The following is a 25904-nucleotide window of genomic DNA, read 5'->3' as shown; positions in this document are numbered from 1 at the left end:
GCCCACTGGTCAACGCGATCCGCACCGCGTCCTTGCGGAATTCGTCCGTCCGTTTCAGTCCCATATTCAGTCTCCTTTGTTGCAGTAAATGCTATCAAAGGAGCGGCATCAAACCGCGACAGGTCCAGTTGCCTGATGCAGAGGATCAGAATGTCCCTAACTTGTTCTCCAGTTTTCTGCGAGCATTGCGGACTTAGGGTCACATTCGGATCGGATGTTCTCGGTCCGCACCAAACAAAAACATAGCGCGGTAGGTCGATAGACAGTATGTGTCACACTCTGAGCAAGAGTTTTAAGGGAAAATAATGGAATGAGAGCTGTAGTGAGTGCTCTTCTAGGGTGGTTCCTCTGGCAATATTTTATGGCATACGGCTTTCACTTGAATGAAACAGGTGGGAACTACGGCCTCGTTATAATGTTCTACTTCGGCTCCTTTCCACTCGGGATGCTTGGTGCAGCAATTTTGAGCGCCCTTCTGTCATTTATTACAGATGCAACTGAAAAACAGTTCGACCGAGCTATGTGGCTTGTTCTCGTCGCATCGCTAGGGAGTTGTACCGGGATGTGGACTGTCGCGGATAAGGCCCCAAGGTTTCTGTTCGCTCCTTCGTTGAGCACTATAGAATGAGCCAATAGGTCTCTGTGTGCGGTTAGAGCCGCAAGGGCGATGGCTGTTGCAATTCATCCGAGAGCCTTTAGTAGTCACCCTACCCAGCACTTTTTCTTTGTAAGCGGTAGGCCGCTCTAGGGAAACTGCGCCGCAGCTATAGCAACCGTGGCCAAGGTCGGGTTGGGGCGGCTTTGTTGCACAAATCGGTGTCTGAGCGCAGTCCCCCTTTCCCCAGACGGATTTATCCTACGGGCTCCGTGACGGGTATGCCAAGAGTGGTGTAGCGGTTGAGCACCGCGATCCGGATCTGGAGCTCAGCGACCTGTCGGTCGAAGTCTCGGGCCATGCATTGCCGACAGGCGATTGCGAAGCAATCTGCCGAGAGGAGGCCTTGGCCAAGGAGTTTGACGCAGTTCATCTTCGTCTCTGCGCGGCTGCGGCGGTGATATCCGGTCAGCTTTCGCCAGAGTGCCCGCCCGAGATATTTGCAGGCCCTTACGGCTCCGTTTCGCGCGATAGCACCCGCCGTCGTTGGCTTCCAAAGTTGGGCGTTTTTGCGCGGGGGGATGACGGCAGGGGCACCTCGAGCGGCAATCACATTGTGGCATCTGCGCGAGTCATAAGCCCCATCGGCTGTCACCGTGGCAATTTCCTGGTCGGTTGGAATTTGATCCAGCAGATCGGGCAGCATCGGGGCATCGCCGACATTGCTTGTCGTGACGCCGACCGCACGGATCTCCAGTGTTTCCTCGTCCATGCCGAGATGCAGCTTGCGCCACAGGCGCTTCTTTGGCCCGCCATGTTTGCGCGCGTTCCATTCTCCTTCACCCTCAGCCTTGACCCCAGTGGCTTCAATCAGCAGGTGCAATGGCCCCGTTCCACCGCGATAAGGAATGGCGACGTTCAGTGTCTTCTGGCGACGGCATAGAGTGCTGAAGTCGGGCACTTTCCAGTCAAGCTCGGTCAACCGCAGCAGGCTCTCGACGAACCCGGTCGCCTGACGAAGGGGCATACCAAACAACACCTTCATCGTCAGGCAAATCTGGATCGCTGCATCACTGAACTCAGGCTGACGTCCACGCTTACCCGTCGGAGCCGCATGCCAAGCCATCTCAGGATCGAACCAGATCGATAGCGAACCGCGCTGCTTCAGCGCCGTATTGTAGGAAGGCCAGTTCCTGGTCTTGTACTTCGTAGGGGACCAACTGCTCATGCAAGATTGCTACCCTACTGGGTTCAAACAGTGAATCCCTCACGCCATTTGTGCAACAAAGCCATGCAGCGATCAAAGCATAGTGTTCCTCAAGGCCCTAGACTTGGCGGTGGGTGCGTTCCCAAAGGCGGGAATAACACTATTTCTAAGGCTGGTCCGTTTCATTCGAACATTCCGACTGGCTGCACCTCTTAGCGACTTAGCGACGTGCCCCATCGACATGTCTGGCCACTTTAGTCTAACAATAGAATATGCGTACATAGAGTACGCAATGGCCTCCCATTGGGACCGTAAGGCGCAAATCATTTAGGACATCTCAAGCGTAATACTGCAGCCCTCTGTATCACCTTAGGCATTTTGGCTTTTCCTGCGATGGCTCAAAATTGTCCTACAGATCAAGAAGGCATGGTCTTCTTCATGTCTGAAGACCATGCAGATGTTCTGTCCTGCATAACCGATAGTTTTGATCCAAACGATTATGGCGGCTCAAACTTCTCCGCATTACATCGGGCAGCGCATCCCAAAGTGGTCGAAAGACTGCTCCAGCTTGGAGCAAACCCGAATGCGAGGGATAAGTTCGATAAACGGCAAAGTTCCCTTCATCATATGGCCAGCATAGGCGAGGGATGGGGGGCAGACGACAACGAAAGGATCCAGTCTATCGAATATCTCATCGCTGCTGGAGCAGACGTCGATGCACGAGATGCTATAGGTGGAACTCCTCTTAAAATTGCTAGCTTCATGAACAATGCAGAGGCGGTTCGCACTCTGTTAGAAGCAGGCGCCGATCCTAATCTTAAGAACCAATGGGGTGAGACCCCGTTGCACAGTGCAGCGGCCCGGGCTGGCTTGGACGTGGTAGCTTTGCTATTGGATGCAGGAGCTGATCCTAGCGTTTCGTCTAAAGATGGAGCTTACCCTGCAGACCTCGCGCTACGCGCGGAAAATAGCGAGGTCACAGAGAGCGATCTGATGAACGTTCTGATAAACGGAAAGTTTCAATAGACTGCTGCATCAAAATGGCCGACTTCTAGTCGTCGCCGACAAAGAGACGGCCGCCTCCGGCGGCCAGTCTTCTGGGCGGACCGGTTCGGTCAGAGTCCCCAAGTCGCCCCGTGCCCCGGCCCCTCTCGGCGGCCTTCTTGGCCTCGATCTCGCAGTCCCGCTCGGCGGGCCAGTTCCTGCTCCTGGGCCGCGTCCAGCACCGCCTGACGTTCCTCGGCCTCACGTCCCACGCGTACAGCCAAGAATAACGGACATTCGGACTACGGCGGCGAAAGCCCATTTTGTCCGCTCAGCCGACCTCCGACCACCCAAAATGCTGCACGACGCACGAACGGCTGGTTTGGTGAAGCCGCAATGCGGCATAGGATGTGGTGTTGTACGGCAGGAGTGGGCCGATTGTTACTGTTTGGTCGCCATGTAGGCGCACACATCTTCGCGCCAGTAAATTCTGCTTAAATCGTGTGGCATCGCCAAGAGGGCCAACTCCGCATTTCCAAGTCTCATGGACAAAGCGCCTTGTGGGCGCTGAGCGACGTCAGCAAGCTCGCCCAAAGATATGAAAATTTCGCGGAACTGCATCAGACTACCAGCGGTAACTACGATCGTCCCTCGTCGGTAGAACTCTGAAGCATCCAAACCGTGCAGCAATCCGTTTTCAACTAGGTACCCCACCGTCTTTGCGGTGACTCGTAGCTTCTGCGCGACGCCGCTGATTGAGAGATGGGCCTCACCCGCTGCTTCTTCAGCGTCGACAGCTCGCGCCGCGACGGCGACTCTTGCACCAGAGCGCTTACGAGCTGGGAAGAACTTCTTTTCGCGCTCGTATGCCTCAAGCATTCGCTGTGTGACAAAGCCTAGGGGAACGATACTGCCATCAGCCTGGCACTGAGCGAGCCCACGGCGCACCAAGTCCTCTGCGTGTCGCTTGGCGAAGCCCTTGAGCGGAAATCGCTTATGCGCGTTCAATTCAGCCTTCCCCTCCGACGGCACCCCAAGCACCAGCACTCCTCTTCTGACAGAGAAATGGTCGAACACGTGCCGCCGCACGACGTCACGCAGGGGTTCGAACTCGTCACCTAGGCTCCGGCTTTTCAGCCATGAGGTCCAAGGACCGAAAAGCCGACCGAAGAAACGCCCATCCACGCCCTCCTTAAGCGCCATCGCCGCGAGGCAGTCTGAGAGGGCCACAGGGCCGTTTTTCAGCACGTCGTAGCCCAAGGCACCGAAACTCCTCCAGTCGGCCTCCCTGTGGCCCGCAAGCGAGGCGTCCGGCCCCTTGGCAATGCGCAGCCCCAGCACCTCGCACGCGCGGGACACCACATTGAGCTCGAGACGGTCGATCCATCGATCTCCCCGCCCTTTCAGGATGCGGTCGGTGAGGTACTGCTCGAAAGGGCTGAGTTCTGCGCGGATCATCGGCTGATCCACGACCCAGCCGTAGTGCTTCCGAAGCTGCGCCGAAAAATCCCTGGCATCTTTGCTAAACTTCTCTGGCGGCAGGCGCGCCAGCATGCAGCCATGCTCCGGGCAGCTTCTGATCGACGAGAATTTCCACTGCAGGCGGCGCGGTACACGCCACGATTCAGCTGCAGACGGCACCTCTGCCCTGACACACTCTGGGCAGACACGGACCCGCAAGCGTTGAAAACTCTGGAGAGAGGCAAATTCGTCTCGCAGTCGGAAATGCCCTTTTCCGAGGTGGCGGACTGACACCCATTCCAACGCAGCCACGTCGCAACCAGCCAGCTGCGCCAATTGCTCGATCGCAATCCCCTCCCCGCGGAACAGGGGATCGATCGGAAAGGCAATGTCGCCGCAGAATCTCTGCATGGAGCTTGCGCCGTTCCGGGCCGCGAGTCGGGAGAGCAAAGACGATGCCGGCTCGAACGCGGCATGCCGAACAGTCAGCGGCAACTGAGGAAAGGTATTTCCGGGGATGGCAGGGAGGCTCTTGGCCAAACGAGACTTCCGGGATCAGACAAAGGCAGGAATGTCCTGACTTTACGATCACAAGCTCAACTGGGCAACGCCGCTCCGCATTCCGGAAGTTCCGCCTGCGGGGTCAGGCATTTGACATGAAAGTCAATTTTGCCTGACACCCCACAAAAGGTAAGTGGCGGACCGAGGAGGATTCGAACCCCCGACCCCTTGATTCGTAGTCAAGTACTCTATCCAGCTGAGCTATCGGTCCGTGAGGCGGGGAATACATATGCCGCGCGGAGGGCGCAAGCGCCTTTTTCGATTTTTTATGACATTTCGCCCATCGGCAGGCGAATTTCAAAGCAAGTGCCTGTTTCATCGGTTCTTTTCAGCGCCAGCATACCGCCATGCCCGCGGATCAGCTCCGATACGATCGCCAACCCCAGACCGGAGCCCCCCTTCCGCACCCCTCCCTGGAAGGGTTGGAACAGATGTTCGCGTGCTTTTGGCGGCAGACCCGGCCCGGTGTCGGTCACTTCGATGATCCAGGCGTCATCCTCCGCCCAGGCGGCCACGGAAATCTCTCCCGCGTCGCCGGTGGCGACAATCGCCTGACGGGCATTGCGCACCAGATTGGCCAGCGCGCGATAAAGCTGTTCGGGGTCGCCACGAATCACCAGGCTGGCAGGAATGTCCTCCGACAGGGAAATGTCCTCTTCCCCGATGGCCAGCCGCTCCGCCTCCAGAACCTCGGAGGCCAGCTCCGACAGGTTGAACAGCGACAGCACCGGCGCGGGCTCCTCCGCGCGGCCAAAAGCCAGGGTGTTCTCGCACAGGCTGACCGCACGGGTGATGGAGTTCACCAACTTCGGCGCCATGCGCTTCACGGCAGGATCTTCGGACATCTCGATCCGGTCCGTGAACAACTGCGCCGAGGTCAGGATATTGCGCAGATCATGGCTGACCCGTGCCACCGCGCCCCCCAGCTGGGCCAAGCGCTCCTTTTGCCGCAGCGCCTGCGTCAATTGGGTTTCCATGGCTTGCAGCGCGGTCTCTGCCTCGCGCAGTTCGCGCACCGTGGCCTGTGGCGTGATGATGCGGCGCGCATCCTCCGGCGCTTCGGCATAGCGTTTCATGTGCCCGATCACGCCCTTCATCGGGCGCACGATCAGCCGCCGCACCGCCATGAACAGCAGACACGCAGTGACAATGGAGATCACGGCAGACAGGAACAGAACGCGCAGACCATAGTCCAGCATCGCCACCCGCAGGCCCGCCGTGTCCATGGTGACTTCGATCAACTGCCCCGCATCCAGCGAAGGCGCACCGATCACCCGAATAATGCCCGGCTGCGTATCCCACAGCCGCAGCATCGCATCGCGCATCAGGTCGAGCGGCCCTGCTTCGCGCAGATCAAAGGATTTATCGACCTCACCGGGAATCGGCGAGCTCAGCACCAATTGCCGCATGGTATCGCGTCGCAGCACCACGTTGTAGACGCCGGCATTGTCGAGCAGCTCGCGCTCCAACTCCTCCGACAGCATCTCATCCGCCAGCAAGGCAAGCGAGGCGATCTGCGCACGCTCCAGCCGTGCCAGCAGGTAATCCTCGCGGAAACGCGCCACGGAAGGCACAAAAATCAGCACCTCCGCCAGCATCACGAAGACGACTGTCAGTATCAGGAAGCGACCGGAGAGCGAATTGAGCATCAGGACCTTATGGCAGCCAGCGTTGCACGAGCCGCACAACTTTTTTCACGGTTTCGTTTTCAAACAACTTGGGTGTGAAATAGGCACCGGCAACCCGTTTGTTAATCTCTCCCACAGTCGGATAGGGCGAAACCATGTTCGACACGGCGCTCATCTTCAGCCCGTTGGCAATGACAAGCGACCAGAGGTTCACCAATTCCCCGGCTTGCGCCCCCACGATGGTGACGCCGACGGGCTTGCCTTTGACCACCATAGCCTTGATGAACCCCGCCGTCTGCCGTTCTGCGATCAGGCGGTCATTGTGGTGAAAATCAAAGCGCGCAACCTCCAGCGCGTCACCATGCCGCTGCTGCGCCTCGGCCTCTGTCAGACCGATCTGCGCCAGTTCAGGCTGTGTATAGGTGGCGCGGGGAATATGGCCGGTCTTCGCCTTCGCAGGCAGGCCGAGCACGGCAGAACGCACGATGAGCCCCGCGTGATACCCGGCCAGATGGGTGAACTGCATCCCGCCCGCCACATCGCCAATGGCGTAGACACGGCGATTCGAGGTGCGCAGCCGGTCATCCACCTTGATGCCGGTGCGCGTGGTCTGGATCCCGGCAGCGTCGAGGTTCAGTCGCTCCGTATTTGCCCTGCGCCCCACGGCCACCAGCAGATGAGAGCCGGTGAAGCTGCGCCCATCTTCAACCTCCACCGTGATCCCCTCGTGGACGGCGGTGACCTTGGCGTTCTCGACGATCTCCACGCCTTCGCTGCGCAAACGGTCGATCACCAGCGCGGCGGCCTCCGGATCATCGCGGCCCAGCGCCTTGGCCCCCTCGATCACGGTGACCTTGGACCCAAGCCGCGCGTGCGCCTGTGCCATCTCCATCCCGATTGGACCGCCGCCGATGATCAGCAGATGCGCGGGCTGCTCCCGCAGCTGCCAAAGCGTCTCGTTCGTGAGGTAAGGCACCGTCTCCAGCCCGTCGATCGGCGGCACAAAGGGCGAAGAGCCCGTCGCCAGCACAATCCGCCGCGCACTGATGCGATAGCCGCCGGCCTCCATTTCCGTCTCGGAGACAAAAGCCCCGAAGTCGCGGATCACGCGCACGCCAAAGCCCTCGAACCGCTCGACGCTGTCCATCGGTGCGATCTGCGCGATAACCTCCTGCACATGGTCCTTGGCAGCGGCGTAATCGACCTGCGGCGCCACAGGCGCGATGCCATATGTCCCCGCCCCGCGCATCGCCTGCGCCCGCGCGGCGGCGGCGATCAGCGCTTTGGACGGCACACACCCGTAGTTCAGACAATCGCCGCCCATCTCATGGCCTTCGAGCAGGATCACATCGGCGCCCATCTGCGCCGCCCCGGCAGCCACAGACAGGCCGCCCGATCCGGCACCAACGATCAAAAGGTCACAGCTCAGGCTATCCATCTCAGATCTCCTTCTTGCCGCGCACGGCCTTGATGACGATTGGCAACGCGGACAGCGCCGCCAGCCCAAGGATCGGCCCGATCACATGCGGCGCCCAAAGCAGCGACAGATCTGGCCGCTCCCCCCTGTCAAACACTTCGCCCAGACCGACCCCGATCGAGGTGAACACCAGAGCACCGGGTATGATGCCCAGCGCGGTGGTCATGACGAAATTGCGCAGTTTCACGCCCACCAGCGCCGGCAAAAGATTGGCGACAAAGAACGGCACCGCCGGCACCAGCCGCAACATGAACAGAACGGAGATTTCGTTCTCGCGCAAGCCGTCACGGATGCGCTTCCAATTGCCCTCCGCCGCGTCCACCTTTGCCGCCAAAGCCCGCCCAAGGCCCGCGCGCGCCGCAAGAAAGATTCCCGTCGCGCCAATGGTGGCCGCCAACACATTATAGATGGTCCCCGCCCCAAGGCCGAACAGGAAGCCACCCGTGACCGACGCCACAGCCGCCCCCGGCAGGGAAAACGCGACGATGGCCACGTAGATCGCAACAAACCCCAGAACCATCAGCACATAATGCGTGTCGCGCAGCGTCAGCAGCGCCTCGCGGTTGGCCGCCAGCGTGTCAAAGCTGATATAATCGCGCAGGGTAAAGGCCCCCAGCGCGGCCACCACGCCGATGACGATTAGCGGCACGTGGCGCGTCCAGCTTCTGGGCTGGTCCGAAGTCTCGTCGGTCTCTGTCATATCGCTCATTGTGTTGGGGCCTTTCGTTCCGGGCAATCTGCCTGAAACATGGCCGCTCCGCCTCCCTTGGCCGCACGGCTTCACGCGGGGTTGATCCGCGACAGCCCATACGTGAGGGAATCGCACGTATTTTCGCAGGACTGAAACATAGGCTGACGGCATTTGGCAAAAGCTGTAACATGACCCATAGGCCAACCGCTGCACTTTAACGCAGTCTGTCGCGGTCCTGAATTCAACTGTAGAATAAGGTATTATCTGATCGTCGGCTCGTATATTCACGAAAATGGCCGGGATGCAGATCTTTTCGCAGTTCTGGCAATCGGACATTTGACAAAATAATGAAGCCCCCCTATAGGACGGGCTTCGAACTTCCCTGGCGGCGACTCACGTCGCCTCCAATGAACCCGGAGTAGCCGCGATGAAACGCACTTTTCAACCTTCGAACCTCGTCCGCAAGCGCCGTCACGGCTTCCGTGCCCGCATGGCAACCAAAGCAGGCCGCAAAATCCTGAACGCGCGCCGTGCACGTGGCCGCAAGGTTCTGAGCGCCTGATCCGGACGGGCCTTCACATGGTCACGACACAAGCACCCGCCCCGGCTCACCCCGCGGCGGGTTCTTCGTCTTTTCAGGTTCTCGCGAAACGCGCCGACTTTCTCCGCGCCGCCAAGGCGCGTCGGGTCCCGTGCGAAGGTTTCCTTTTGCAAGCCCGCCAGCGCGGCGAGGGCGAGGCAGACGGGATGAGAATAGGCTTCACCTGCTCCAAAAAGGTGGGCAACGCCGTGGCGCGCAATCGGGCCAAGCGTCGCCTGCGCGAAATTGCGCGCCTCGTTTTGGCCGACATCGGTTTGCCGGACCACGACTACGTTCTGATCGGTCGCGCCGAAAAGACCGCGCAGCGGGATTTTGTGCTGCTGCAAGAGGACTTGCGCCGCGCCATCGTGAAGCTGCACGGCCCCCGGACATGACCCCCTTCGCCTGGGTCGTCTCTTTGCCCGTGCGCGCCTACCGATTGGTCGCTTCTCCATGGGTTGGCCACGGCTGCCGCTTCCATCCAACCTGTTCGGCCTACGCGATGGAAGCCCTGGAAAAACATGGCGCTCTCAAAGGCAGCTGGCTCGCCGCCCGTCGCATCTTTCGTTGCCATCCGTGGGGCAGCTCCGGCATCGACAACGTCCCTGACTGAGCACCGACCTGCAGGACGAGACCGACCTACGCAGCCACGTCATCCGAGACATTTTTGGCTCTGACGGAACATGTGGTCGAGAAGGGGTTTCCGCCCGCGAAGACTCTGCCGTATAGCGTCGCTCATGACCGATGATCTTGATGACATTCACCCCCTCTTCCAAGGCGCTCCGCGGACGACGGAATTCCGAAAACTGCGCAAGCGGATCGTTCGCAACGTTCGCGAAGCCGTGGAACAATACGGCATGGTGGAGGGCGACAACGCGCGCTGGCTTGTGTGCTTGTCCGGCGGCAAAGACAGCTACACGCTGCTCGCAATTCTTGTCGAATTGAAGTGGCGCGGCCTCTTGCCCGTCGACCTTCTGGCCTGCAACCTCGATCAGGGCCAACCGGGATTTCCGGCGACGGTTCTTCCCGAGTTCCTCGAGAAAATGGGCGTCCCGCATCGCATCGAATACCAGGACACCTACTCCATCGTCACCGACAAGGTTCCCGCTGGGCGGACCTACTGCGCGCTCTGCTCGCGCCTTCGCCGCGGTCACCTCTACCGGATCGCCCGTGAAGAAGGCTGCTCAGCCGTTGTCTTGGGTCATCACCGCGACGATATCCTCGAGACGTTCTTCATGAACCTCTTCCACGGCGGCCGCCTCGCGACCATGCCGCCGAAGCTGGTCAACGAAGAGGGCGACCTCTTTTTGTACCGCCCCCTCGCCCATGTTGCCGAGGCCGACTGCGAGAAGTTCGCCAACGCGTTGAATTATCCGATTATTCCCTGCGACCTGTGCGGCACTCAGGACGGGCTGCAACGCCAGCAGGTCAAGCAGATCCTCGACCAGTGGGAAAAGAACTCCCCAGGCCGGCGACAGGTGATGTTCCGGGCTTTGACGAACGCGCGGCCCTCGCACCTGCTCGACCCCAAGCTCTGGGACTTCCAAGGGCTTGAGCTGAAAGAACGCAATTCGAACAAAAACTAACTGTCGCGTTAATAAGCAAGTTACCCCCTTCCCATAGTGTCTTTTTCGAACGAGGGAAGGGCACGCGATGAAAGCGTTGATCGAGCAGAATGTCAGCAAGGTCCGCACGATCCTGCGACGGGGGCTATATGGCCCGCAGGCCCTGGCGTTCCTCCCCGCGGCTGCATTGACAGCCTTTTGGACGGGTGGAGAGGCGTTTTTGATCTTCACCGCCCTTGGTGCGCCGTTTCTATACTTGCTCACCAGCCGGGCGCCCGATCAGGAAACAGATGACGGCAGGCGCAATGCCACGTCCGACGTGATTGGCAAAGCCGAGGCAGAGGCGCTGGCGCAGCAGGCACTTGACCGCGCGCAGGCCGCCAATCTCGCGACCGCTTGCATCATTGTGGACATCGACGGTCTGGACGAAGCAGCGCAACTGTCCGGGGAAAGCACGGTGGAGGCGCTGCGGGATCTGTCCTTATCCCGGCTGATCAATATCCTCCGGCGCGATGACAAGGTGCTTCGTATCGGCGAACGGCGCTTCTTGATTCTTTTAGGGCCCTCCCTGCGCATGGAACTGGAGCCGCTTTTGCAACTTGCCTCGCGGCTGCAAGGCGCGGTTGAGGAACCCGCCTCCGTCGAGAATGCCATGCGCTACCTCTCAGCGTCCGTCGGCTTCTGCGGCAGCCCGCGGCTGAACCGCGCCGCAACTGGCAAAGAGCTTTTGGAGGCGACCAATGTGGCCTTGGCAGAGGCGGTAGCAAACGGCCCCTCCGCAATACGCGCCTGGTCAGAGCACATGCGCATGGCCCACACTGAACAGAAAAGCCTAAAGGCCGAAGTGGACCGCGCGCTGGACAACGGCCAGATACAGCCTTGGTTTCAACCGCAGATCTGCACCTCTACCGGCCGCATCAGCGGCGTTGAAGCGCTGGCCCGTTGGATCCACCCCACCCGCGGCATTGTCCCGCCTGCACAGTTCCTTCGCGTGCTGGAGGACGCCGGCCGCATGGAACGGCTCAGCGAAGTGATCCTGCAGCACTCCCTCACAGCGCTGCGCAGCTGGGACGCCGCCGGGCTGGATGTCCCGCGTGTCAGCGTGAATTTCTCTGATCCCGAATTGCGCGCCCCCCGTCTCGTCGAACGCATCCAGTGGGAGCTGGATCGTTTCGGATTGACGCCACAGCGACTTGGCATCGAAGTTCTGGAGACAGTGATTGCCGGATCACCGGAAGGCATCGTTGCCCGCAACATTGTCGAACTCAGCAAACTCGGCTGCCACATTGATCTGGATGACTTTGGCACAGGTCATGCGTCCATTACCTCATTGCGCCGTTTCAAGGTACACCGCCTGAAAATCGACCGCAGCTTTGTGACCCGCGTCGAGCGGGACGAGGAACAGCACCGCATGCTCGCCGCCGTTCTGGGCATGGCGGACCGTCTCGGACTGGAAACCTTGGCCGAGGGCGTCGAAAGCGTCGGGGAGCACGCCCTTCTGGCACAACTCGGATGCGACCACGTCCAGGGTTTTGGCATCGCCCGGCCCATGCCTGCGGATCAAATGGTCGACTGGGGCAATCAGCACGCCAGCCGCATTGCCGAGGCGCAGAACCTGGGACGGAGTTCTGGCTGACAACCCCTTCCCAAAATCCAGACAACAGATCAAACCGCGCTCGCCTAAAAGGCGATGGCAACCTCCGCTTCCGGCTCTGCTACGCCAAATTCCCATTAGAATTGCAGGCGGAAGGACACATCACCTTTATGTAACGGAAATATGCTTGACCTTTGAGGCTTGGGGGGTTTGAACCCACCGGGACTTTCAAACGGAAAGGCAGGCCCCCCCGATGGACGAACAGAACAAGAACCTACTGCTGGCGACGGTGCTCAGTTTTGCCGTGATGCTGGTTTGGTTCGTCTTCTTCCAACCGCCAGAGCCAGTTGAGGATCCCAACGATCCGGCTGCGGTCACGGAAACCGTCACCACCGATGGTGTCGCAACCGCGCCGACGTCAGCGCCGGGCGCGACCCCCGTCGATGCGCCGACTGATCAGGCAACCGCCGCCGCCGACGCCCCGCGTCTGCAACTCGACACGCCGCGGCTCGAAGGCAGCATCTCCCTTGTGGGCGGTCGCCTCGATGATCTGCGCCTGAAGGACTACACCGTCTCGCTCGACAGCGACGAGATCGTGCAGATGTTTAAACAGGTCGGGTCTGAAAAGGCGTATTACGCGCTTTACGGCTGGGCGCCCGGCGCTGGTCTCACAGCCGAAGACGTGCCCGGCGCGAATACGGAGTGGAGCGTCGAATCCGGCGAAACCCTGACCGTCGACACGCCGGTGGTATTGCGCTGGGACAGCCCGGCGGGCCTCATTTTCCGCCGCGCCATTTCTGTGGACGAGAACTACATGTTCTCCGTCTCCCAGAATGTCGAAAACCCCACGGATGCGGACGTCAGCCTTGCGCCCTACGGAATCGTGGCGCGTCATGGTGAACCCGACGGCAAGAAGTTTTTCGTGCTGCATGAAGGCGCGATGCAAATGTCGGACGGCATTCTGGAGCTGACCACATACAGCAATATGACGGATCTCGACGTCGTTGCCGGCGAAGGGGCGCCCGCCACCGTGGAGCGTGTAACCGAAACCGGTTGGGTCGGTTTCACCGATCACTATTGGATGGCCATGATGGTGCCGGGTGCGGACCAGCCGTTCAAATCCGTCGTCAAATACGATCCCCGCAGCGAGATCTACCAGTCCGAAGCCGTCCTCGCCACGCGCGAACTGGCCGCGGGAGAGACCATCGATGTCAACACCCAGCTGTTTGCCGGCGCCAAGGAATGGGAAACCATCAAGGAGTATCAGGCCGCGGGCGTGGATCGTTTCATCGATTCCATCGACTGGGGCTGGTTCTTCTTCCTGACCAAACCGATTTTCGCTGTGCTGCACTGGCTGAACCTCGCCATTGGCAACATGGGTGTCGCGATTATCGCGCTGACCGTTCTGCTGAAAGCGCTGCTTTTCCCGCTGGCCTATAAATCCTACGCCTCCATGGCGCGGATGAAAGAACTCCAGCCAGAGATGGAAGCGCTGAAAGAACGCGCAGGCGACAACCGCGAGAAGCTGCAAAAGGATATGATGGCGCTGTACAAGGAGAAGAAGGTCAACCCCGCTGCGGGCTGCCTGCCGATCCTGCTGCAGATCCCGATCTTCTTCTCGCTCTACAAGGTGATCTTCGTCACGCTGGAACTGCGTCACGCGGACTTCTTCGGTCCCTTCCGCGACCTCAGCGCGCCTGATCCGACCTCGATCTTCAACCTGTTCGGTGCGCTCCCCTGGGCCGCGCCAGAGGCAGGGTCGATCATGGCCCTGGTCTTTATTGGCGTGTTGCCGATCCTGCTGGGCGTGTCCATGTTCCTGCAGCAAAAGCTGAACCCGGCCCCGGCCGACCCGGCGCAGCAGATGATCTTTGCCTGGATGCCGTGGGTGTTCATGTTCATGCTCGGCGGCTTCGCCTCCGGTCTGGTGGTCTACTGGATCACCAACAACGTGATCACCTTCACCCAACAGTACCTGATCATGCGCAAGCACGGGTACAAGCCGGACATCCTCGGCAACATCAAGGGCAAGAAGGCCGAAAAGGCCAAGTAAACCCACCGATGACACAATTGGACCGCGGTCGTGATGGTTTCACGGCCGCGGTTGTTTTATAGAAGGCTCCGGAACACCGAGTTCCGACCGCAGGAGACGCCCAGATGAAGCTGCCCTTTCCCATCGCAGACGATCCCGATGACGCCGCACGCGAGGCCGCGCGCAAATTGTTCGTCGGGCATGAGGTCGACTTCGTCAAAGGCGTCGTCGCCATGGACGGACTGCCCCCCGATGACCGGCCAGAGGTCTGCTTTGCCGGGCGATCCAACGTCGGGAAATCCAGCCTCATCAATGCCCTGACGGGTCGCAAGGGATTGGCGCGCGCCTCGAACACGCCGGGCCGCACGCAGGAAATCAACTATTTCACGCTCGGCCCTGAAAAATACCTCGTCGACCTGCCCGGCTATGGCTACGCCAACGCCCCGCTGCCGGTGGTGGAAAAGTGGCAGCGCCTGTTGAAGCAATATCTCTCGGGCCGCGCCACTCTGAAACGCGCCTTTGTGCTCATCGACTTTCGCCACGGCGTGAAGAAGGTCGACGATGAAATCATGACCCTGCTGGATCGCTCCGCCGTGCCGTTCCAGGTGGTGATGACCAAGCAGGACAAGGTCAAGAAGTGGGATCAGGACAAGATTCTCGAACAGGTGCGCGACGCCCTGAACAAGCACCCCGCCGCCTACCCTGAAATGGTCGCCACCTCTTCGGAAAAGGGCGACGGCATTCCGACGCTCAGGGCGATCATTGCCGGGCTCGACTAGGCTGGAAGTCACCGCCGCTTCGGGGCATGTTGAACCGAAGCCGTCCGAGGAAGACCAGATGAGACCGCGCAATATGAACAAAGACTGGAAAGCCACCGCCCGCACCCTGTCCCAGGCCCTGCCCTATCTGCAGCGCTATTCCGGTGCCATTGTGGTGGTGAAGTTCGGCGGCAACGCCATGGGCGACGCCGATGCCATGGCGGAATTTGCCCGAGACATCGTGCTGATGCGTCAGGTCGGCCTGAACCCCGTGGTCGTCCACGGTGGCGGCCCCATGATCAACGAGATGCTCGCCAAACTGAACATCGAATCGCGTTTCGTGCGCGGCAAGCGTGTCACCGATCAGGCCACCGTCGAAGTGGTGGAAATGGTGCTGACCGGCCTCGTGAACAAGCGAATCGTTCAGGCGATCATGGACGAGGGAGGCCGCGCCGTTGGTCTGTCCGGCAAGGATGACGACCTGATGGTCTGCGAGGCGGACGATCCGGAACTGGGCTTCGTCGGCCGCCCGATCGAAATGAACGTGCAGGTGCTGCGTGATCTGTTTAACGCCGGAATCATCCCTGTCGTCGCCCCGGTCGCCACGGGGATGGACCCTCTGGAAACGTTCAACGTCAACGGTGACACCGCTGCCGGCGCCATCGCGGGTGCGCTGAAGGCCGACCGCCTGCTGCTGCTCACCGATGTCGCCGGCGTCAAGAACGCGGAGGGCGAGGTGATGACAGAGCTCAGCCCCGCGGACATTCGACGCCTGACCGACGAAGGCATCATCGCGGGAGGCATGATTCCCAAGACCGAGACCGCGCTCAAAGCTCTCCAGGAAGGGGTGCGGGCCGTGGTCATCGTCGACGGCCGCGTGTCCAACGCCTGCTTGCTGGAACTGTTCACGGAGCACGGCTCCGGCTCGATGATCCGGGACGAGGCACTGCCCCCGTTGACCCAGAAGTGACCAGCCTTCAGGCGGTGGACACCATGGTCCGCGCGCAGGCTTTGGCCGTGCGCGGGGCCTTCCATCCCGGTCCGCTGGACGGTGCGCCAAAGGGCACCGGCACCATTCTGATGATCGGGCCGGATGAGCCGCGTTTCTGGCAAGTCTTCACCGCCGCGCCGGAATACAGTGACGGGGCAGACGATCCGATGGATCGCTGGTCAAAGCGCGTCCTTGGGGCGGTGGCACATGACTTGGGCGGTCGCGCGCTGTTCCCCTCCGACGGGCCACCCTACCCGCCGTTCATCGCTTGGGCACAGGCGACCGGGGCTTGCCTGCCCTCCCCGGTTGGCCTGCTGGTGCATGAAACCGCCGGATTGTTCGTCAGCTTTCGTGGTGCGATCGCCCTGACCGAGCGCCTCGACCTGCCGTCGCCGGCACCGCGTCCCTGCGACCCATGCCCTTCCCCCTGCACCACGGCGTGCCCGGTCGGCGCACTCAAGCCCGGCCAGGACTACGATGTGCCGCTCTGCCAGGCGCATGTGGCCAGTCCGGACGGCATCGACTGTCGCGCAGGCTGCCTGGTGCGCCGCGCCTGTCCGGTGACATCATCCCCTTCCACCTCTTTCAGCCGTGACCCCGCGCAGTCAGCTTTTCACATGGCATCCTTCATGAGACATTACCCCGCATGAAACGACTGATCCTGATGCGCCATGCCAAGTCTGACTGGTCCGCGGGCACCGCCGACGCGAACCGGCCGCTGAACGCGCGCGGGCGACGCTCTGCCGAGGCGATGGGCCAGTGGCTGCGCGACATGGGCCATATCCCGGATGAAATCCTGTGCTCAAGCGCCACGCGCACGCGTGAGACGCTGGATCTGCTGGCGCTGAAGGCCCCGACCAGCTACCGCAAGTCGCTTTACCTTGCTGATTCACAGACCATGCTGAGCGCGCTCCACGGCGCCTCTGGCGACTGCGTCCTGATGCTCGGGCACAACCCCGGCGTTGGCCAATGCGCGCATATGCTGGTCTCGCAAGAACCCGAGCATGAGCGATTCGACGACTATCCTACCTGCGCGACGCTGGTGGCAGAGTTTGATATCGAAAAGTGGGAAGATCTTTTGCCCGGCAGCGGCGCGCCCCTCGGATTTGCCGTGGGACGCGACCTGACCGATTAGCGGAACGGTGGGCTGTAAAGTAGCCCGCCCTCGGTCCACTGCAGGTTCAGCCCCCGCGACAGACCAATCGGCGTGTTGGTCCCGATGTGGCGCGCGAACAATTCACCGTAGTTGCCGCCCGCCTTGATCGCGCGCACAGCCCATTCCGGGTCCAGCCGCATCATCTCACCAATCAGACCATCCAGCCCAAGGAGCCGGTTGATCTCTGGCGTGCTGGTGCCTTTCGCGCGCAGCTCGTCGATATTGGCGGAGGTCACGCCAAGCTCTTCGGCCGCGATCAACGCATTCAGCACCCAGCGCACCAGATCCGTCCAATCGTCATCGCCGTGGCGCACCACCGGGCCCAGCGGCTCCTTGGAGATGATGTCTTCGAGCAACACATGATCTGACGGCGCAGCAAACGTCGCCCGGATGGCGGCCAGTTGTGACGCGTCGGAGCTATAGACGTCGCAGACACCCTCCAGGTACAGCGTCTGCGCCTCCGCCGTGCCGTCCACCGGTACCGCCTCGTAGGTCATCTCGTAGCGGTTGAAATACTCGTCAACGTTCTGCGCGCTGGTGGTTTCCGCCTGCACACAGATTTTCCGGCCATCCAACTCGCGTGCAGAGGACAGACCCAGCGCCTTGGGAACCATGAACGCCTGACCGTCGTAATAATTGATCCCTGCGAAATCGACCTTCAGGTCCACGTCGCTGGAAAAGCTCCAGGTGGTATTGCGCACAAGGACATCAATTTCACCGGCGTTCAGCGCGCGATAACGGCTGGCGGCTGTGGTCTCGTGAAAGGTCACGGCAGAGGGGTCGCCCAGAATGGCAGCCGCAACAGCCCTGCACAGCCCGACATCAAAGCCATGCCAATTGTCGTTGCTGTCCTTGGAGGCAAAGCCAACCAGGCCAGTGTTCACGCCGCAATTCAGGCTGCCTCGGGCTTTGACGTCCTCGAGCGTGCCGCCCATCGCGGTGGTTGCGGCCAGCATCAGCGCGCCGGCGCAAAAAGTCCTGTACATGCCGTCCTCTCATCATGGTCGTGCCCGATCACACTGGAACTGGCCAGCGGGCCAGTGCCTTGTCCACACGGACGGGTGACCGTCCAACCTATTTGGAACGCCCGCAGTTTGGGCGGATTACTGCCAAGAGGTCAAGGCAGGATCACCCTTACCCCAGGCGCAACCGACGTCAGGCCCCGGTCGCCAGCGCGTGGTAGCGCGCCGCGTGCAGAAACTCTCCGCGCTTGATCGCTGCGGTTGCAGCGGCATCTTCGTCAACGCCCCACTGTTCCTCGTTCCAGGTTTCGTCCAGCCGTGACAGGGTCCAGGCGGTCTCCGGGTCACGTGCACCATGCACCACGGCGAGCGCCAGCACCAGCGACCCCGACATCGCCACGAGATCGTGAAAGGCTGCGAGCTCAAATGCGCTCTGCCCATGAACATGTTGTGAAAGCCGGTCCAGCGCCGCCTTATCCTGCGCCTGATACATGACGCCGGGCTGCGCGGTCAGCCGCGCATCGAAAGCCTCTGCCGCCCATTCGAGCAGCGGATCCCACTGCGTGTTCTGCCGCGCGACCAGTTCCGCCGGGCGGTCGGCGCGATAGCATAACAGGTCACTGTCACCATAGGCCGCCAGCATCTCTGCCACCTCGGCGTGCTGCGTCGCCACCTTGTCCAGAGCGGAGTTCGAGGTTCTGGTAAACGGCATCAGGGCCGGGTTCACCTTGTCCTCCTGTGCGCGCCACTCTTCGGCAATCGCCTCCGCAAGGCCCGTCGTCGGCACCACCAGCGGCGTTTTGGCCGGGGTCTTCACCCCGCGCCCGTCGAGCTTGATGGCATAGCCATCCTCGACCGGCTCCACCGTGGCATCTTTCCAGAATCGTTTCAGCGCCCATTCGCTCATATCGTCACCTCCAGCATGTCGCCAATCGCGCCTGCCAGTTCTTGCGTGTCATTCACGACCCGAACCGCCGCCCCCAGCGCATCCGCCGGATGGTAGCCCCAGGTCACACCGATGCCGCGGATGCCCGCCGCCTCGGCCATGTCCATGTCATAACTTGTGTCGCCGATCATCACCGCCTGTGCCGCGTCCAGTCCAAGCTCGTCCAGCGCAGAAAACAGCATCGCCGGATGCGGCTTCGATGGGTGATCGTCTGCCACCTGCGTCGTGACAAAGCGTCCGGTCAGGCCGTGCGCCTTCAGCAAGCGTGACAAGCCACGCCGGGATTTGCCCGTTGCCACACCCAGCAGCAGATCATCAATGTCTCCGAGACGGTCCAACAGCTCCGGGATGCCATCGTACAGCGGCGAGGCCGTGCACGTTACCTGTGCGGCATAGGCGGCCTTGTAGGTCTCCACCATGCGTGTCCGCTGAACAGCGCCAAGGTCGGGCACCAACTGCTCCATCGCCTGTGGCAGCGACAGGCCAACGATGCGCAGCACGTCCGGTCGATCCGGCGCGACCAATCCTTCGGCGGCAAAGGCCGCGCTCATGGCGCCAAGGATATCTCCCTGGCTGTCCACCAGCGTGCCGTCCACGTCAAAGATGACCAGCTTGAGATCGGTCAATGCAACGACTCAAAGGGGTCGGCGTCGGCGTAGTCTTCTTCCCAGCCAAGCGTGTCCCAGCTGTGCGCCATGTGGTCCGGCAGATGCGCGGTCACGGTCAGCGGCTTCTTTGTCACCGGGTGCTGCAAGGTCATCGACCGCGCGTGCAGGTGCAGCTTCTTGGACATCAGGCCGCCCAGCTGAGCGCCCCATCCATCGCCAAGGTTTTCCTGACCCGAGCCGCCGTATTTGCCGTCACCGATGATAGGGTGCCCGATCTCGGCCATGTGCGCGCGCAGCTGGTGCGTGCGGCCTGTCAGCGGCTCCAGCGCCACCCATGACGCACGCGACGCCACACGGTAAAGCGTGGCATAGTAGCTGTGCGCGCGCTTGGCGCCTTCGGTGTGATGCACCTCGTTGGGGTGCACGCAGATCATCTTTTCGCCTTCGCCGCCCTTGCCGTGACCGGGCGCCTTGACCAGACCGTATTTGATCTCGCCGAGGTAGGGCACCGGCACACCTGCCACGAGCGCCCAGTAGACCTTGCGCGTTTCGCGGTGGCGCATGGCCTCGGTCAGCGCCTTGGCCACGGCGCGGGTGCGTGCCAGCAGCAGAACGCCAGAGGTGTCCTTGTCCAGCCGGTGAACAAGGCGTGGCTTCTCGTCAAAGCCGAACTTCAGAGCGTCCGCCATGCCGTCCACATGGCGCGTCTGCTTGCTGCCACCCTGCGTCGGCAGGCCCGGCGGCTTGTTCAGCGCGATGATGTGGTCGTCCTTGTAGATGACGCAGGACTGGATCAGCTCCGCATCGCCATCGGTGACGCGCGGCTTTGGCGCGCTTTCGACCTGGCCCGGTTCGGGCAGCGGCGGAATGCGCACCTGCTGACCGGTCTCGATGCGGGTCGAGGCCTTTGCCCGGCCGCCATCGACGCGGATCTCGCCCTTGCGGCACATCTTTTCGATCCGGCTTTGCGCCACGTGCGGGAAGATGCGCTTCATCCAGCGGTCGAGCCTCTGGTCGCCGTCGCCCGGCCCCACTGTTATCGTCTGTACGCGGCTCATGTGGTCAGGCTCCGTGCGATGTAAAGTCCGGCGAAGAGCGCCGCGATGGACACCCCCACCGATGCCACGACGTATCCCGCCGCCAGCCCGATCTGGCCGCGCTCGTAGATCGTCACCGCATCCAGTGAGAAGGTGGAAAAGGTCGTGAACCCGCCAAGAAACCCGGTGGTCAGCAGGGGCGCAAACCGGTTGCCCGAGACATGCGCCAACGCGACCACCAGAACGCCCATCAGAAGGGAGCCGAGGATGTTCACGGCCAACGTCCCCCATGGGAAGTCACGCCCCATGAGGCGGACCATCATCAGGCCCGTCAGATAGCGGCCTGACGCGCCGAGCGCGCCGCCGAGGGCAACTTGAAAAAGCGGTGTCATGAGCGGTGCTGTGGCGCTTGTGGCATGGCTTGTCAAGGAAACTGGGGCTTTGTCCCCGGCCTGCGGCCTCCCCCGCAGTATTTGTGAACCAAAGAAACGAAAGATCAGTCTTTTGCCCGGTCCACCCGCAGGCGCGCGTAATAGTCGAGGCGCTTGCGCATCTCGCGTTCGAATCCCCGGTCAACGGGATCGTAGAACTGGGGGCGGTCCATGTCTTCGGGGAAGTAGTCCTGGCCGGAGAAGCCTTCCTTTGCGTCATGGTCGTAGGCGTAGCCCTTGCCGTAACCCTGGTCCTTCATCAGGTCGGTGGGCGCGTTCAGGATATGCTTGGGCGGCATGAGCGAGCCGGTCTGCTTTGCCGCCTTGCGCGCCGCTTTGTAGGCCGTGTAGGTGGCGTTGCTCTTGGGGGCGAGCGCGACGTAGACCAGCGCTTGGGCCAGCGCCAGCTCCCCCTCCGGCGAGCCGAGCCGTTCGTAGGTTTGCCACGCATCCAGACAGGCGGTCTGCGCCTGCGGATCGGCGAGGCCGATGTCCTCCACCGCCATGCGCGTGATGCGTCGGGCGAGGTAGCGCGGGTCCTCCCCCGCCTCCAGCATCCGGGCGAACCAATAGAGCGAGGCGTCCGGGTCCGAGCCGCGCACCGATTTGTGCAGCGCCGAAATCAGGTTGTAATGCCCGTCGCCGGATTTGTCGTATTGTGCCGCGCGCTTCATCAGCCGGGTCTTCAGCGCGTCCGGGCCAAGGTCGGTGTCCGTCTTCCATGACGTCACCTGTTCCACTAGGTTGAGGAGCGCACGCCCGTCGCCATCCGCCATCTCCACCAGCGCGGCACGGGCCGGTTGCGTGAGAGGCAATTCGCGGTCCAGCAACGTTTCGGCACGGGTCAGGAGGTCGGATAAATTGTCAGCTGACAATCGATCAAGAACAAGCACTTGCGCGCGGGACAGCAGGGCCTTGTTGAGTTCGAAACTGGGGTTTTCCGTCGTGGCGCCGACCAACAGGATGGTGCCGTCCTCCATATGCGGGAGGAAGCTGTCCTGTTGCGCCTTGTTGAAGCGGTGGATCTCGTCGACGAACAGCAATGTGCCGCGCCCCTGGCTGCGCCGAAGCTTTGCCGCGTCGAAGACCTTGCGCAATTCCGGCACGCCGGAAAAGATCGCGCTGATCTGGACGAAGTAGAGGTCCGTGGCATTGGCCAACAGCCGCGCGATGGTGGTCTTTCCCACCCCCGGCGGCCCCCAAAAGACGATCGACCCCAGTGTTCCGGCGGCGAGCATCACGCCCAGCGGGCTTTCAGGGCCAAGCACCTGCTGCTGACCGATCACCTCGTCCAACCGAGCGGGCCGCAGACGATCCGCCAAGGGGCGCGGCGCGGTGTCAGGCAGCGCGTCGGGCGCGGTGTCGAAGAGGTCCGCCACCGGTCAGACCCGGAAGCTGAGCATGATGCGACGCGTGCCGCGCAGGGCCTCTATCTGCACGAGGCGCCCGGCCTGCCGCATCAACGTCTCCACATCGCGGGGGGCCTCCACGCGGCGACCGTCGATTCGCAACAGAACGTCGCCGCGGGCCAGACCAGCGCGCGCGCCATAGGGACCTGCCTCCACCACGACGATGCCGTCCTCCACCGCCAGACCTGTGCCGAGTTCGTCCACGACCGCAGGATTGATCCGCGCGATCCGCAAGCCGGGCAGCACGGCGCGTTCGCCCAGGGAAATGGCCTCCCGCGCGGGGGTCTCCGGCGGTGTGATCATCTCGACCCGGGCATGAACCAGATCACCTTCGCGCGCATACAGCACATCAGCCGTCTCCCCGATCCCGCGCACCGACATGCGAAACAGCATCTCTGCCGGGGTGTTCACAGCCATGCCATCCACCTCCAGCACCACATCGACGCGCTGCAGGCCTGCTTTGGCGAAGGGGCTGGCGCGATGCAGCTCTGACAGGATCACGCCCCCCGGCATGCCCAGCCCAAGACTGTCAGAGAGGTCTGAGTCCACGGACTGCCCGGTGACACCCGCCCAAGGACGTTGGAATCGGGTTTCACCGTCGTGCGCCTGCTTTACGAATTGCGCGGCAAGCGCCGAAGGGATGGCAAATCCGATGCCGTTCGACCCGCCGGAGCGGGTCAGGATCGACGTGTTGATGCCAATGAGACGCCCCTGGACATCAATCAGCGCGCCGCCGGAGTTGCCGGGATTGATCGGCGCATCTGTCTGGATGAAATACCCCCGCGCGTTGCCCGTGGCCGTGCCAGAGCGCGCCAGGCCACTGACGATGCCGGAGGACACCGTCTGCCCGACGCCAAAGGGATTGCCGATGGCCAGCACCAGCTCCCCGACCTCCACCGTATCGCTGTCGCGCAGGGTCAGATGCGGCATGTCATCGGCACCTTCGAGCTGGAGGATGGCCAGATCGGACTCCTCGTCCCCCAGCAGCACCTTCGCTGCGTATTCCTGCCGATTGTTCAGCACCACGCGAATGTCGGTCGCCTGTCCCACGACGTGGTAGTTGGACACGACGATGCCGTCATCGGACAGGATCACCCCGGACCCCAGCGAGTTCTGCACCCGTGGTCGTGACTGAAAATCCCTGAAGAAGTTGTTGAAAAACGGATCGTCGGCAAAGGAGCTGCGCGACTGAACCACCCGACTTGCGTAGATGTTCACCACCGCCGGCGTCGCCTGTTTCACCAAGGGCGCAAAACTGAGGGAAATCTCGGCCTGGGAGGCCGGCACACGGGTGTCCGCCGCTGCCACAGTGCCCCAGATCAGCAACAGACATACAAGCACTTTGCGCATTCGGGGCCTCCTTGTGGATGTCGATCAGATATGCCGTCACGGCTGCCAGGATTCAAGTCAGACAGGCTGCCCCGGCGTCAGCTTAGAAGGTCGCTATGGAACGTCCACAGACGCTATCGCGTTGACTGATTGAAACAAAGAAACAGGAGGACCCAATGGCTGAGCGAGTAAGATCGAAGGACGGTACACGGGAAACCGAAGCCTATACGGACGACGTTGCCACCCCATCGGATCAAGGTCGTGCGCAGGGAAATCTGGAACGCGCAGTGGGCACAAGAGATGACGAAAAGCGTGCCGAGCAGGATCGTCCGGGCGCGACACGTGTGACGAAATCCGACGAGGCCGGCCAAGGCAATCTTGGCGGTCATCACGGAACAGACAAAGGGAGCACCTGAGATGGCTGAACTGAAAAAGGGAACCTGGGTCGTCGTGGCGGACAGCGAGAAGGTTCTGTTCCTGCGTAACATGACGGACCACGAGAACCCGAACCTCGATGTGTTCGACGAAGATGAACAAGACAATCCGTCTGATGAAGAACAGTCGGCCAACCGCCCGGGTCGGATGAAGGACAACGGTGTGGGACAGAAGTCCGCCTATCAGGACACCGACTGGCACGAGCTTGCCAAGGATCGCTTCGCCGCAGATCTGGCTGACAAGCTATATGCCGAGGCGCACAAGGGGTCGTTTGAGAAGCTGATCATTGTGGCTTCGCCGCAGGTCTTGGGTGTTCTGCGCGATGAAATGCACAAGGAAGTGTCCGACAAGGTCATCGCCGAAGTGCCGAAAACTCTGACCAACCATCCGGTTAACGAGATCGAGGATCTTGTTAAAAAGGAGTTGGACGCCGCGTAAAGCGGCGCCCTGCCGATTGGGTGGGGACCGCCCCACCCGTCACTGGCAGGAGATCTACCATGAGTACGTTCAAACAATCGTTGGTCACCGCACTGAGCATGTTCGGGTCGGCGGTCTTTGCCCAAGGCGCGGGGTTCACTGCACTGGCGCCCACGCAAAAGGACCTGTCGGAGTACAAGGGCGAGTCCAGACCGCTTTTGGTTTTTGCTCCCGACCCGGAAGATCCGGATTTCAAGGATCAACTGGCTGAACTGCGCGACGCCAGTGATGGGCTGTTGGATCGCGATATTGTTGTGCTCATGGACACCGAGCCAGAGACTTATGGCAAACTGCGCACCGCATTGGCCGTCGACAGTTTCGAGGTCGTGCTGGTGGGCAAAGATGGCAGCGTGAAGTTACGGCAGAAAACGCCAGTCGCCGCGCGTTTGCTGTTTGACCGGATTGACGAGATGCCCATGCGCAGACGCGAAATGTCGAACTGATCTCAACATCGTAGACAAACAAAAAAGGCCTCTCCGACGGAGAGGCCTTTGTCACGACAGGGTCGTGGAATTATTCGGCTTCAGCCGCTTCGAGGCGTGCCTTGTCCGCTGCGCCTTTGGCGTCAACGTCGCGGTCGACCAGCTCGATAATGGCCATAGGCGCCATGTCACCGTAGCGGAAGCCAGCTTTGAGAACGCGGGTGTACCCACCGTTCCGCTCGGCATAGCGCGGGCCGAGGACGTCGAACAGTTTTGCAACGTGCATGTCCTGCTTGAGCTGCGCGCGCGCCTGACGGCGGGCGTGGATGTCACCGCGCTTGCCCAGCGTGATCAGCTTGTCGGCGATGCGCTTGAGTTCTTTTGCCTTGGGCAGGGTGGTCTTGATCTGCTCGTGTTCGATGAGCGAGCCGGCCATGTTCGCCCACAGCGCCTTGCGGTGCTCGTGGGTACGGTTCAGGCGGCGGTAACCTTTTGCGTGACGCATTGTCTAACTCCTAATGTGCCCTCTACGGGCTGTTTTGCTTTGTCAGGCCGATGATGCGTGTCA

27 protein-coding genes and 1 tRNA gene are annotated in these 25904 nt (G+C 61.4%); 14 read left to right on the top strand and 14 right to left on the bottom strand.

The features are described from left to right. Positions 1-851: 851 nt before the first annotated feature. The gene (locus J4E08_RS18380; RefSeq protein ID WP_349539721.1) at positions 852-1823 is read right to left on the bottom strand and encodes an IS5 family transposase; all 972 of its coding nucleotides are present in this window, start codon (positions 1821-1823) and stop codon (positions 852-854) included. A 417-nt stretch (positions 1824-2240) separates the two neighbouring features. Here J4E08_RS18380 and J4E08_RS18375 point away from each other — a divergent pair, with 417 nt between their 5' ends. Next, positions 2241-2828 carry an ankyrin repeat domain-containing protein gene (locus J4E08_RS18375; RefSeq protein ID WP_349539720.1) on the top strand — a complete coding sequence of 196 codons (588 nt, stop codon included), beginning with the start codon at positions 2241-2243 and terminating at the stop codon, positions 2826-2828. Positions 2829-3227: 399 nt separating this feature from the next. Here J4E08_RS18375 and J4E08_RS18370 read toward each other — a convergent pair whose 3' ends face one another. The 5 genes from J4E08_RS18370 to J4E08_RS18350 form a co-directional block, all read right to left on the bottom strand. Next, positions 3228-4787, bottom strand: coding sequence for a TniQ family protein (locus J4E08_RS18370; RefSeq protein WP_349539719.1), 1560 nt, complete (start codon positions 4785-4787; stop codon positions 3228-3230). A gap of 155 nt (positions 4788-4942) precedes the next feature. Continuing rightward, positions 4943-5019, bottom strand: a tRNA-Arg gene (locus tag J4E08_RS18365). 55 nt (positions 5020-5074) lie between these two features. Next, positions 5075-6457, bottom strand: coding sequence for a sensor histidine kinase (locus tag J4E08_RS18360; protein WP_183966735.1), 1383 nt, complete (start codon positions 6455-6457; stop codon positions 5075-5077). A gap of 7 nt (positions 6458-6464) precedes the next feature. Continuing rightward, positions 6465-7874: a dihydrolipoyl dehydrogenase family protein gene (locus J4E08_RS18355; RefSeq protein WP_349539718.1), complete on the bottom strand. Its 1410-nt coding sequence runs from the start codon at positions 7872-7874 to the stop codon at positions 6465-6467. Between the two features lies 1 nt (position 7875). Further along, positions 7876-8622, bottom strand: coding sequence for a TVP38/TMEM64 family protein (locus J4E08_RS18350; protein WP_349539717.1), 747 nt, complete (start codon positions 8620-8622; stop codon positions 7876-7878). A gap of 409 nt (positions 8623-9031) precedes the next feature. On the opposite strand from J4E08_RS18350, the gene rpmH reads away from it, so the two are divergent. The 10 genes from rpmH to J4E08_RS18300 all read left to right on the top strand — a co-directional run bounded on the left by rpmH (position 9032) and on the right by J4E08_RS18300 (position 17259). After that, the gene (gene rpmH, locus J4E08_RS18345; RefSeq protein WP_050929300.1) at positions 9032-9166 is read left to right on the top strand and encodes a 50S ribosomal protein L34; all 135 of its coding nucleotides are present in this window, start codon (positions 9032-9034) and stop codon (positions 9164-9166) included. A 17-nt stretch (positions 9167-9183) separates the two neighbouring features. Beyond that, a complete protein-coding gene (rnpA, locus tag J4E08_RS18340; protein WP_183966731.1) occupies positions 9184-9579 on the top strand; it encodes a ribonuclease P protein component in 396 nt (131 codons plus the stop codon). Then, positions 9576-9797 (top strand): membrane protein insertion efficiency factor YidD, encoded by a 222-nt coding sequence (gene yidD, locus J4E08_RS18335; protein WP_349539716.1) that lies wholly within the window; start codon positions 9576-9578, stop codon positions 9795-9797. The genes rnpA and yidD overlap by 4 nt, the downstream gene beginning before the upstream one ends. 124 nt (positions 9798-9921) lie before the next feature. Beyond that, on the top strand, positions 9922-10770 hold the full coding sequence (ttcA, locus tag J4E08_RS18330) for a tRNA 2-thiocytidine(32) synthetase TtcA (protein ID WP_183966727.1): 849 nt from the start codon (positions 9922-9924) through the stop codon (positions 10768-10770). 67 nt (positions 10771-10837) lie between these two features. Next, positions 10838-12385, top strand: coding sequence for a putative bifunctional diguanylate cyclase/phosphodiesterase (locus J4E08_RS18325; RefSeq protein WP_349539715.1), 1548 nt, complete (start codon positions 10838-10840; stop codon positions 12383-12385). Positions 12386-12596: 211 nt separating this feature from the next. Further along, the gene (gene yidC, locus J4E08_RS18320) at positions 12597-14396 is read left to right on the top strand and encodes a membrane protein insertase YidC (RefSeq protein WP_349539714.1); all 1800 of its coding nucleotides are present in this window, start codon (positions 12597-12599) and stop codon (positions 14394-14396) included. A gap of 104 nt (positions 14397-14500) precedes the next feature. Next, positions 14501-15154 carry a ribosome biogenesis GTP-binding protein YihA/YsxC gene (yihA, locus tag J4E08_RS18315; RefSeq protein WP_349539713.1) on the top strand — a complete coding sequence of 218 codons (654 nt, stop codon included), beginning with the start codon at positions 14501-14503 and terminating at the stop codon, positions 15152-15154. A gap of 58 nt (positions 15155-15212) precedes the next feature. Then, positions 15213-16103 (top strand): acetylglutamate kinase, encoded by an 891-nt coding sequence (argB, locus tag J4E08_RS18310; RefSeq protein ID WP_183966720.1) that lies wholly within the window; start codon positions 15213-15215, stop codon positions 16101-16103. Continuing rightward, on the top strand, positions 16100-16774 hold the full coding sequence (locus J4E08_RS18305) for a 4Fe-4S dicluster domain-containing protein (RefSeq protein ID WP_349539712.1): 675 nt from the start codon (positions 16100-16102) through the stop codon (positions 16772-16774). The genes argB and J4E08_RS18305 overlap by 4 nt, the downstream gene beginning before the upstream one ends. Next, positions 16771-17259 carry a SixA phosphatase family protein gene (locus J4E08_RS18300; protein ID WP_349539711.1) on the top strand — a complete coding sequence of 163 codons (489 nt, stop codon included), beginning with the start codon at positions 16771-16773 and terminating at the stop codon, positions 17257-17259. Before J4E08_RS18305 ends, J4E08_RS18300 begins: the two co-directional genes overlap by 4 nt. Here the strand turns inward: J4E08_RS18300 and J4E08_RS18295 are convergent. The 7 genes from J4E08_RS18295 to J4E08_RS18265 all read right to left on the bottom strand — a co-directional run bounded on the left by J4E08_RS18295 (position 17256) and on the right by J4E08_RS18265 (position 24023). Beyond that, entirely contained in the window at positions 17256-18266 is a 1011-nt protein-coding gene (locus J4E08_RS18295; RefSeq protein WP_183966716.1) for an amino acid ABC transporter substrate-binding protein, read from the bottom strand. The two genes, J4E08_RS18300 and J4E08_RS18295, sit on opposite strands and share 4 nt — an antisense overlap. A gap of 169 nt (positions 18267-18435) precedes the next feature. After that, positions 18436-19149, bottom strand: a complete 714-nt coding sequence (locus J4E08_RS18290; protein ID WP_349539710.1) for an ATP12 family chaperone protein — start codon at positions 19147-19149, stop codon at positions 18436-18438. Continuing rightward, complete coding sequence (locus tag J4E08_RS18285) at positions 19146-19814, bottom strand: HAD-IA family hydrolase (RefSeq protein WP_349539709.1); 669 nt, start codon at positions 19812-19814, stop codon at positions 19146-19148. Before J4E08_RS18285 ends, J4E08_RS18290 begins: the two co-directional genes overlap by 4 nt. After that, positions 19811-20854, bottom strand: a complete 1044-nt coding sequence (locus J4E08_RS18280; RefSeq protein ID WP_349539708.1) for an RluA family pseudouridine synthase — start codon at positions 20852-20854, stop codon at positions 19811-19813. The genes J4E08_RS18285 and J4E08_RS18280 overlap by 4 nt, the downstream gene beginning before the upstream one ends. Further along, entirely contained in the window at positions 20851-21225 is a 375-nt protein-coding gene (crcB, locus tag J4E08_RS18275) for a fluoride efflux transporter CrcB (RefSeq protein WP_349539707.1), read from the bottom strand. The genes J4E08_RS18280 and crcB overlap by 4 nt, the downstream gene beginning before the upstream one ends. 104 nt (positions 21226-21329) lie before the next feature. After that, entirely contained in the window at positions 21330-22643 is a 1314-nt protein-coding gene (locus J4E08_RS18270) for a replication-associated recombination protein A (protein WP_349539706.1), read from the bottom strand. Between the two features lie 3 nt (positions 22644-22646). Next, on the bottom strand, positions 22647-24023 hold the full coding sequence (locus J4E08_RS18265; protein ID WP_349539705.1) for a trypsin-like peptidase domain-containing protein: 1377 nt from the start codon (positions 24021-24023) through the stop codon (positions 22647-22649). A gap of 155 nt (positions 24024-24178) precedes the next feature. Here J4E08_RS18265 and J4E08_RS18260 point away from each other — a divergent pair, with 155 nt between their 5' ends. From J4E08_RS18260 to J4E08_RS18250, 3 genes are read left to right on the top strand one after another with little or no spacing between them, the layout of a single operon-like run. After that, positions 24179-24418 carry a hypothetical protein gene (locus J4E08_RS18260; protein ID WP_349539704.1) on the top strand — a complete coding sequence of 80 codons (240 nt, stop codon included), beginning with the start codon at positions 24179-24181 and terminating at the stop codon, positions 24416-24418. Position 24419: 1 nt separating this feature from the next. Beyond that, the gene (locus tag J4E08_RS18255) at positions 24420-24875 is read left to right on the top strand and encodes a host attachment family protein (RefSeq protein ID WP_349539703.1); all 456 of its coding nucleotides are present in this window, start codon (positions 24420-24422) and stop codon (positions 24873-24875) included. Between the two features lie 59 nt (positions 24876-24934). Next, positions 24935-25357, top strand: coding sequence for a DUF4174 domain-containing protein (locus tag J4E08_RS18250; RefSeq protein ID WP_349539702.1), 423 nt, complete (start codon positions 24935-24937; stop codon positions 25355-25357). A gap of 70 nt (positions 25358-25427) precedes the next feature. On the opposite strand, the gene rplQ is transcribed toward J4E08_RS18250, so the two are convergent. Continuing rightward, positions 25428-25841 (bottom strand): 50S ribosomal protein L17, encoded by a 414-nt coding sequence (rplQ, locus tag J4E08_RS18245; RefSeq protein WP_183966696.1) that lies wholly within the window; start codon positions 25839-25841, stop codon positions 25428-25430. Between the last annotated feature and the right edge of the window lie 63 nt (positions 25842-25904).

It is taken from the genome of Sagittula sp. NFXS13 (genome assembly GCF_040148795.1).
GTDB lineage: Bacteria > Pseudomonadota > Alphaproteobacteria > Rhodobacterales > Rhodobacteraceae > Sagittula > Sagittula marina.
Note: the sequence above shows the minus strand (reverse complement) of the source record. Positions and strands in the feature narration are given on the sequence as shown.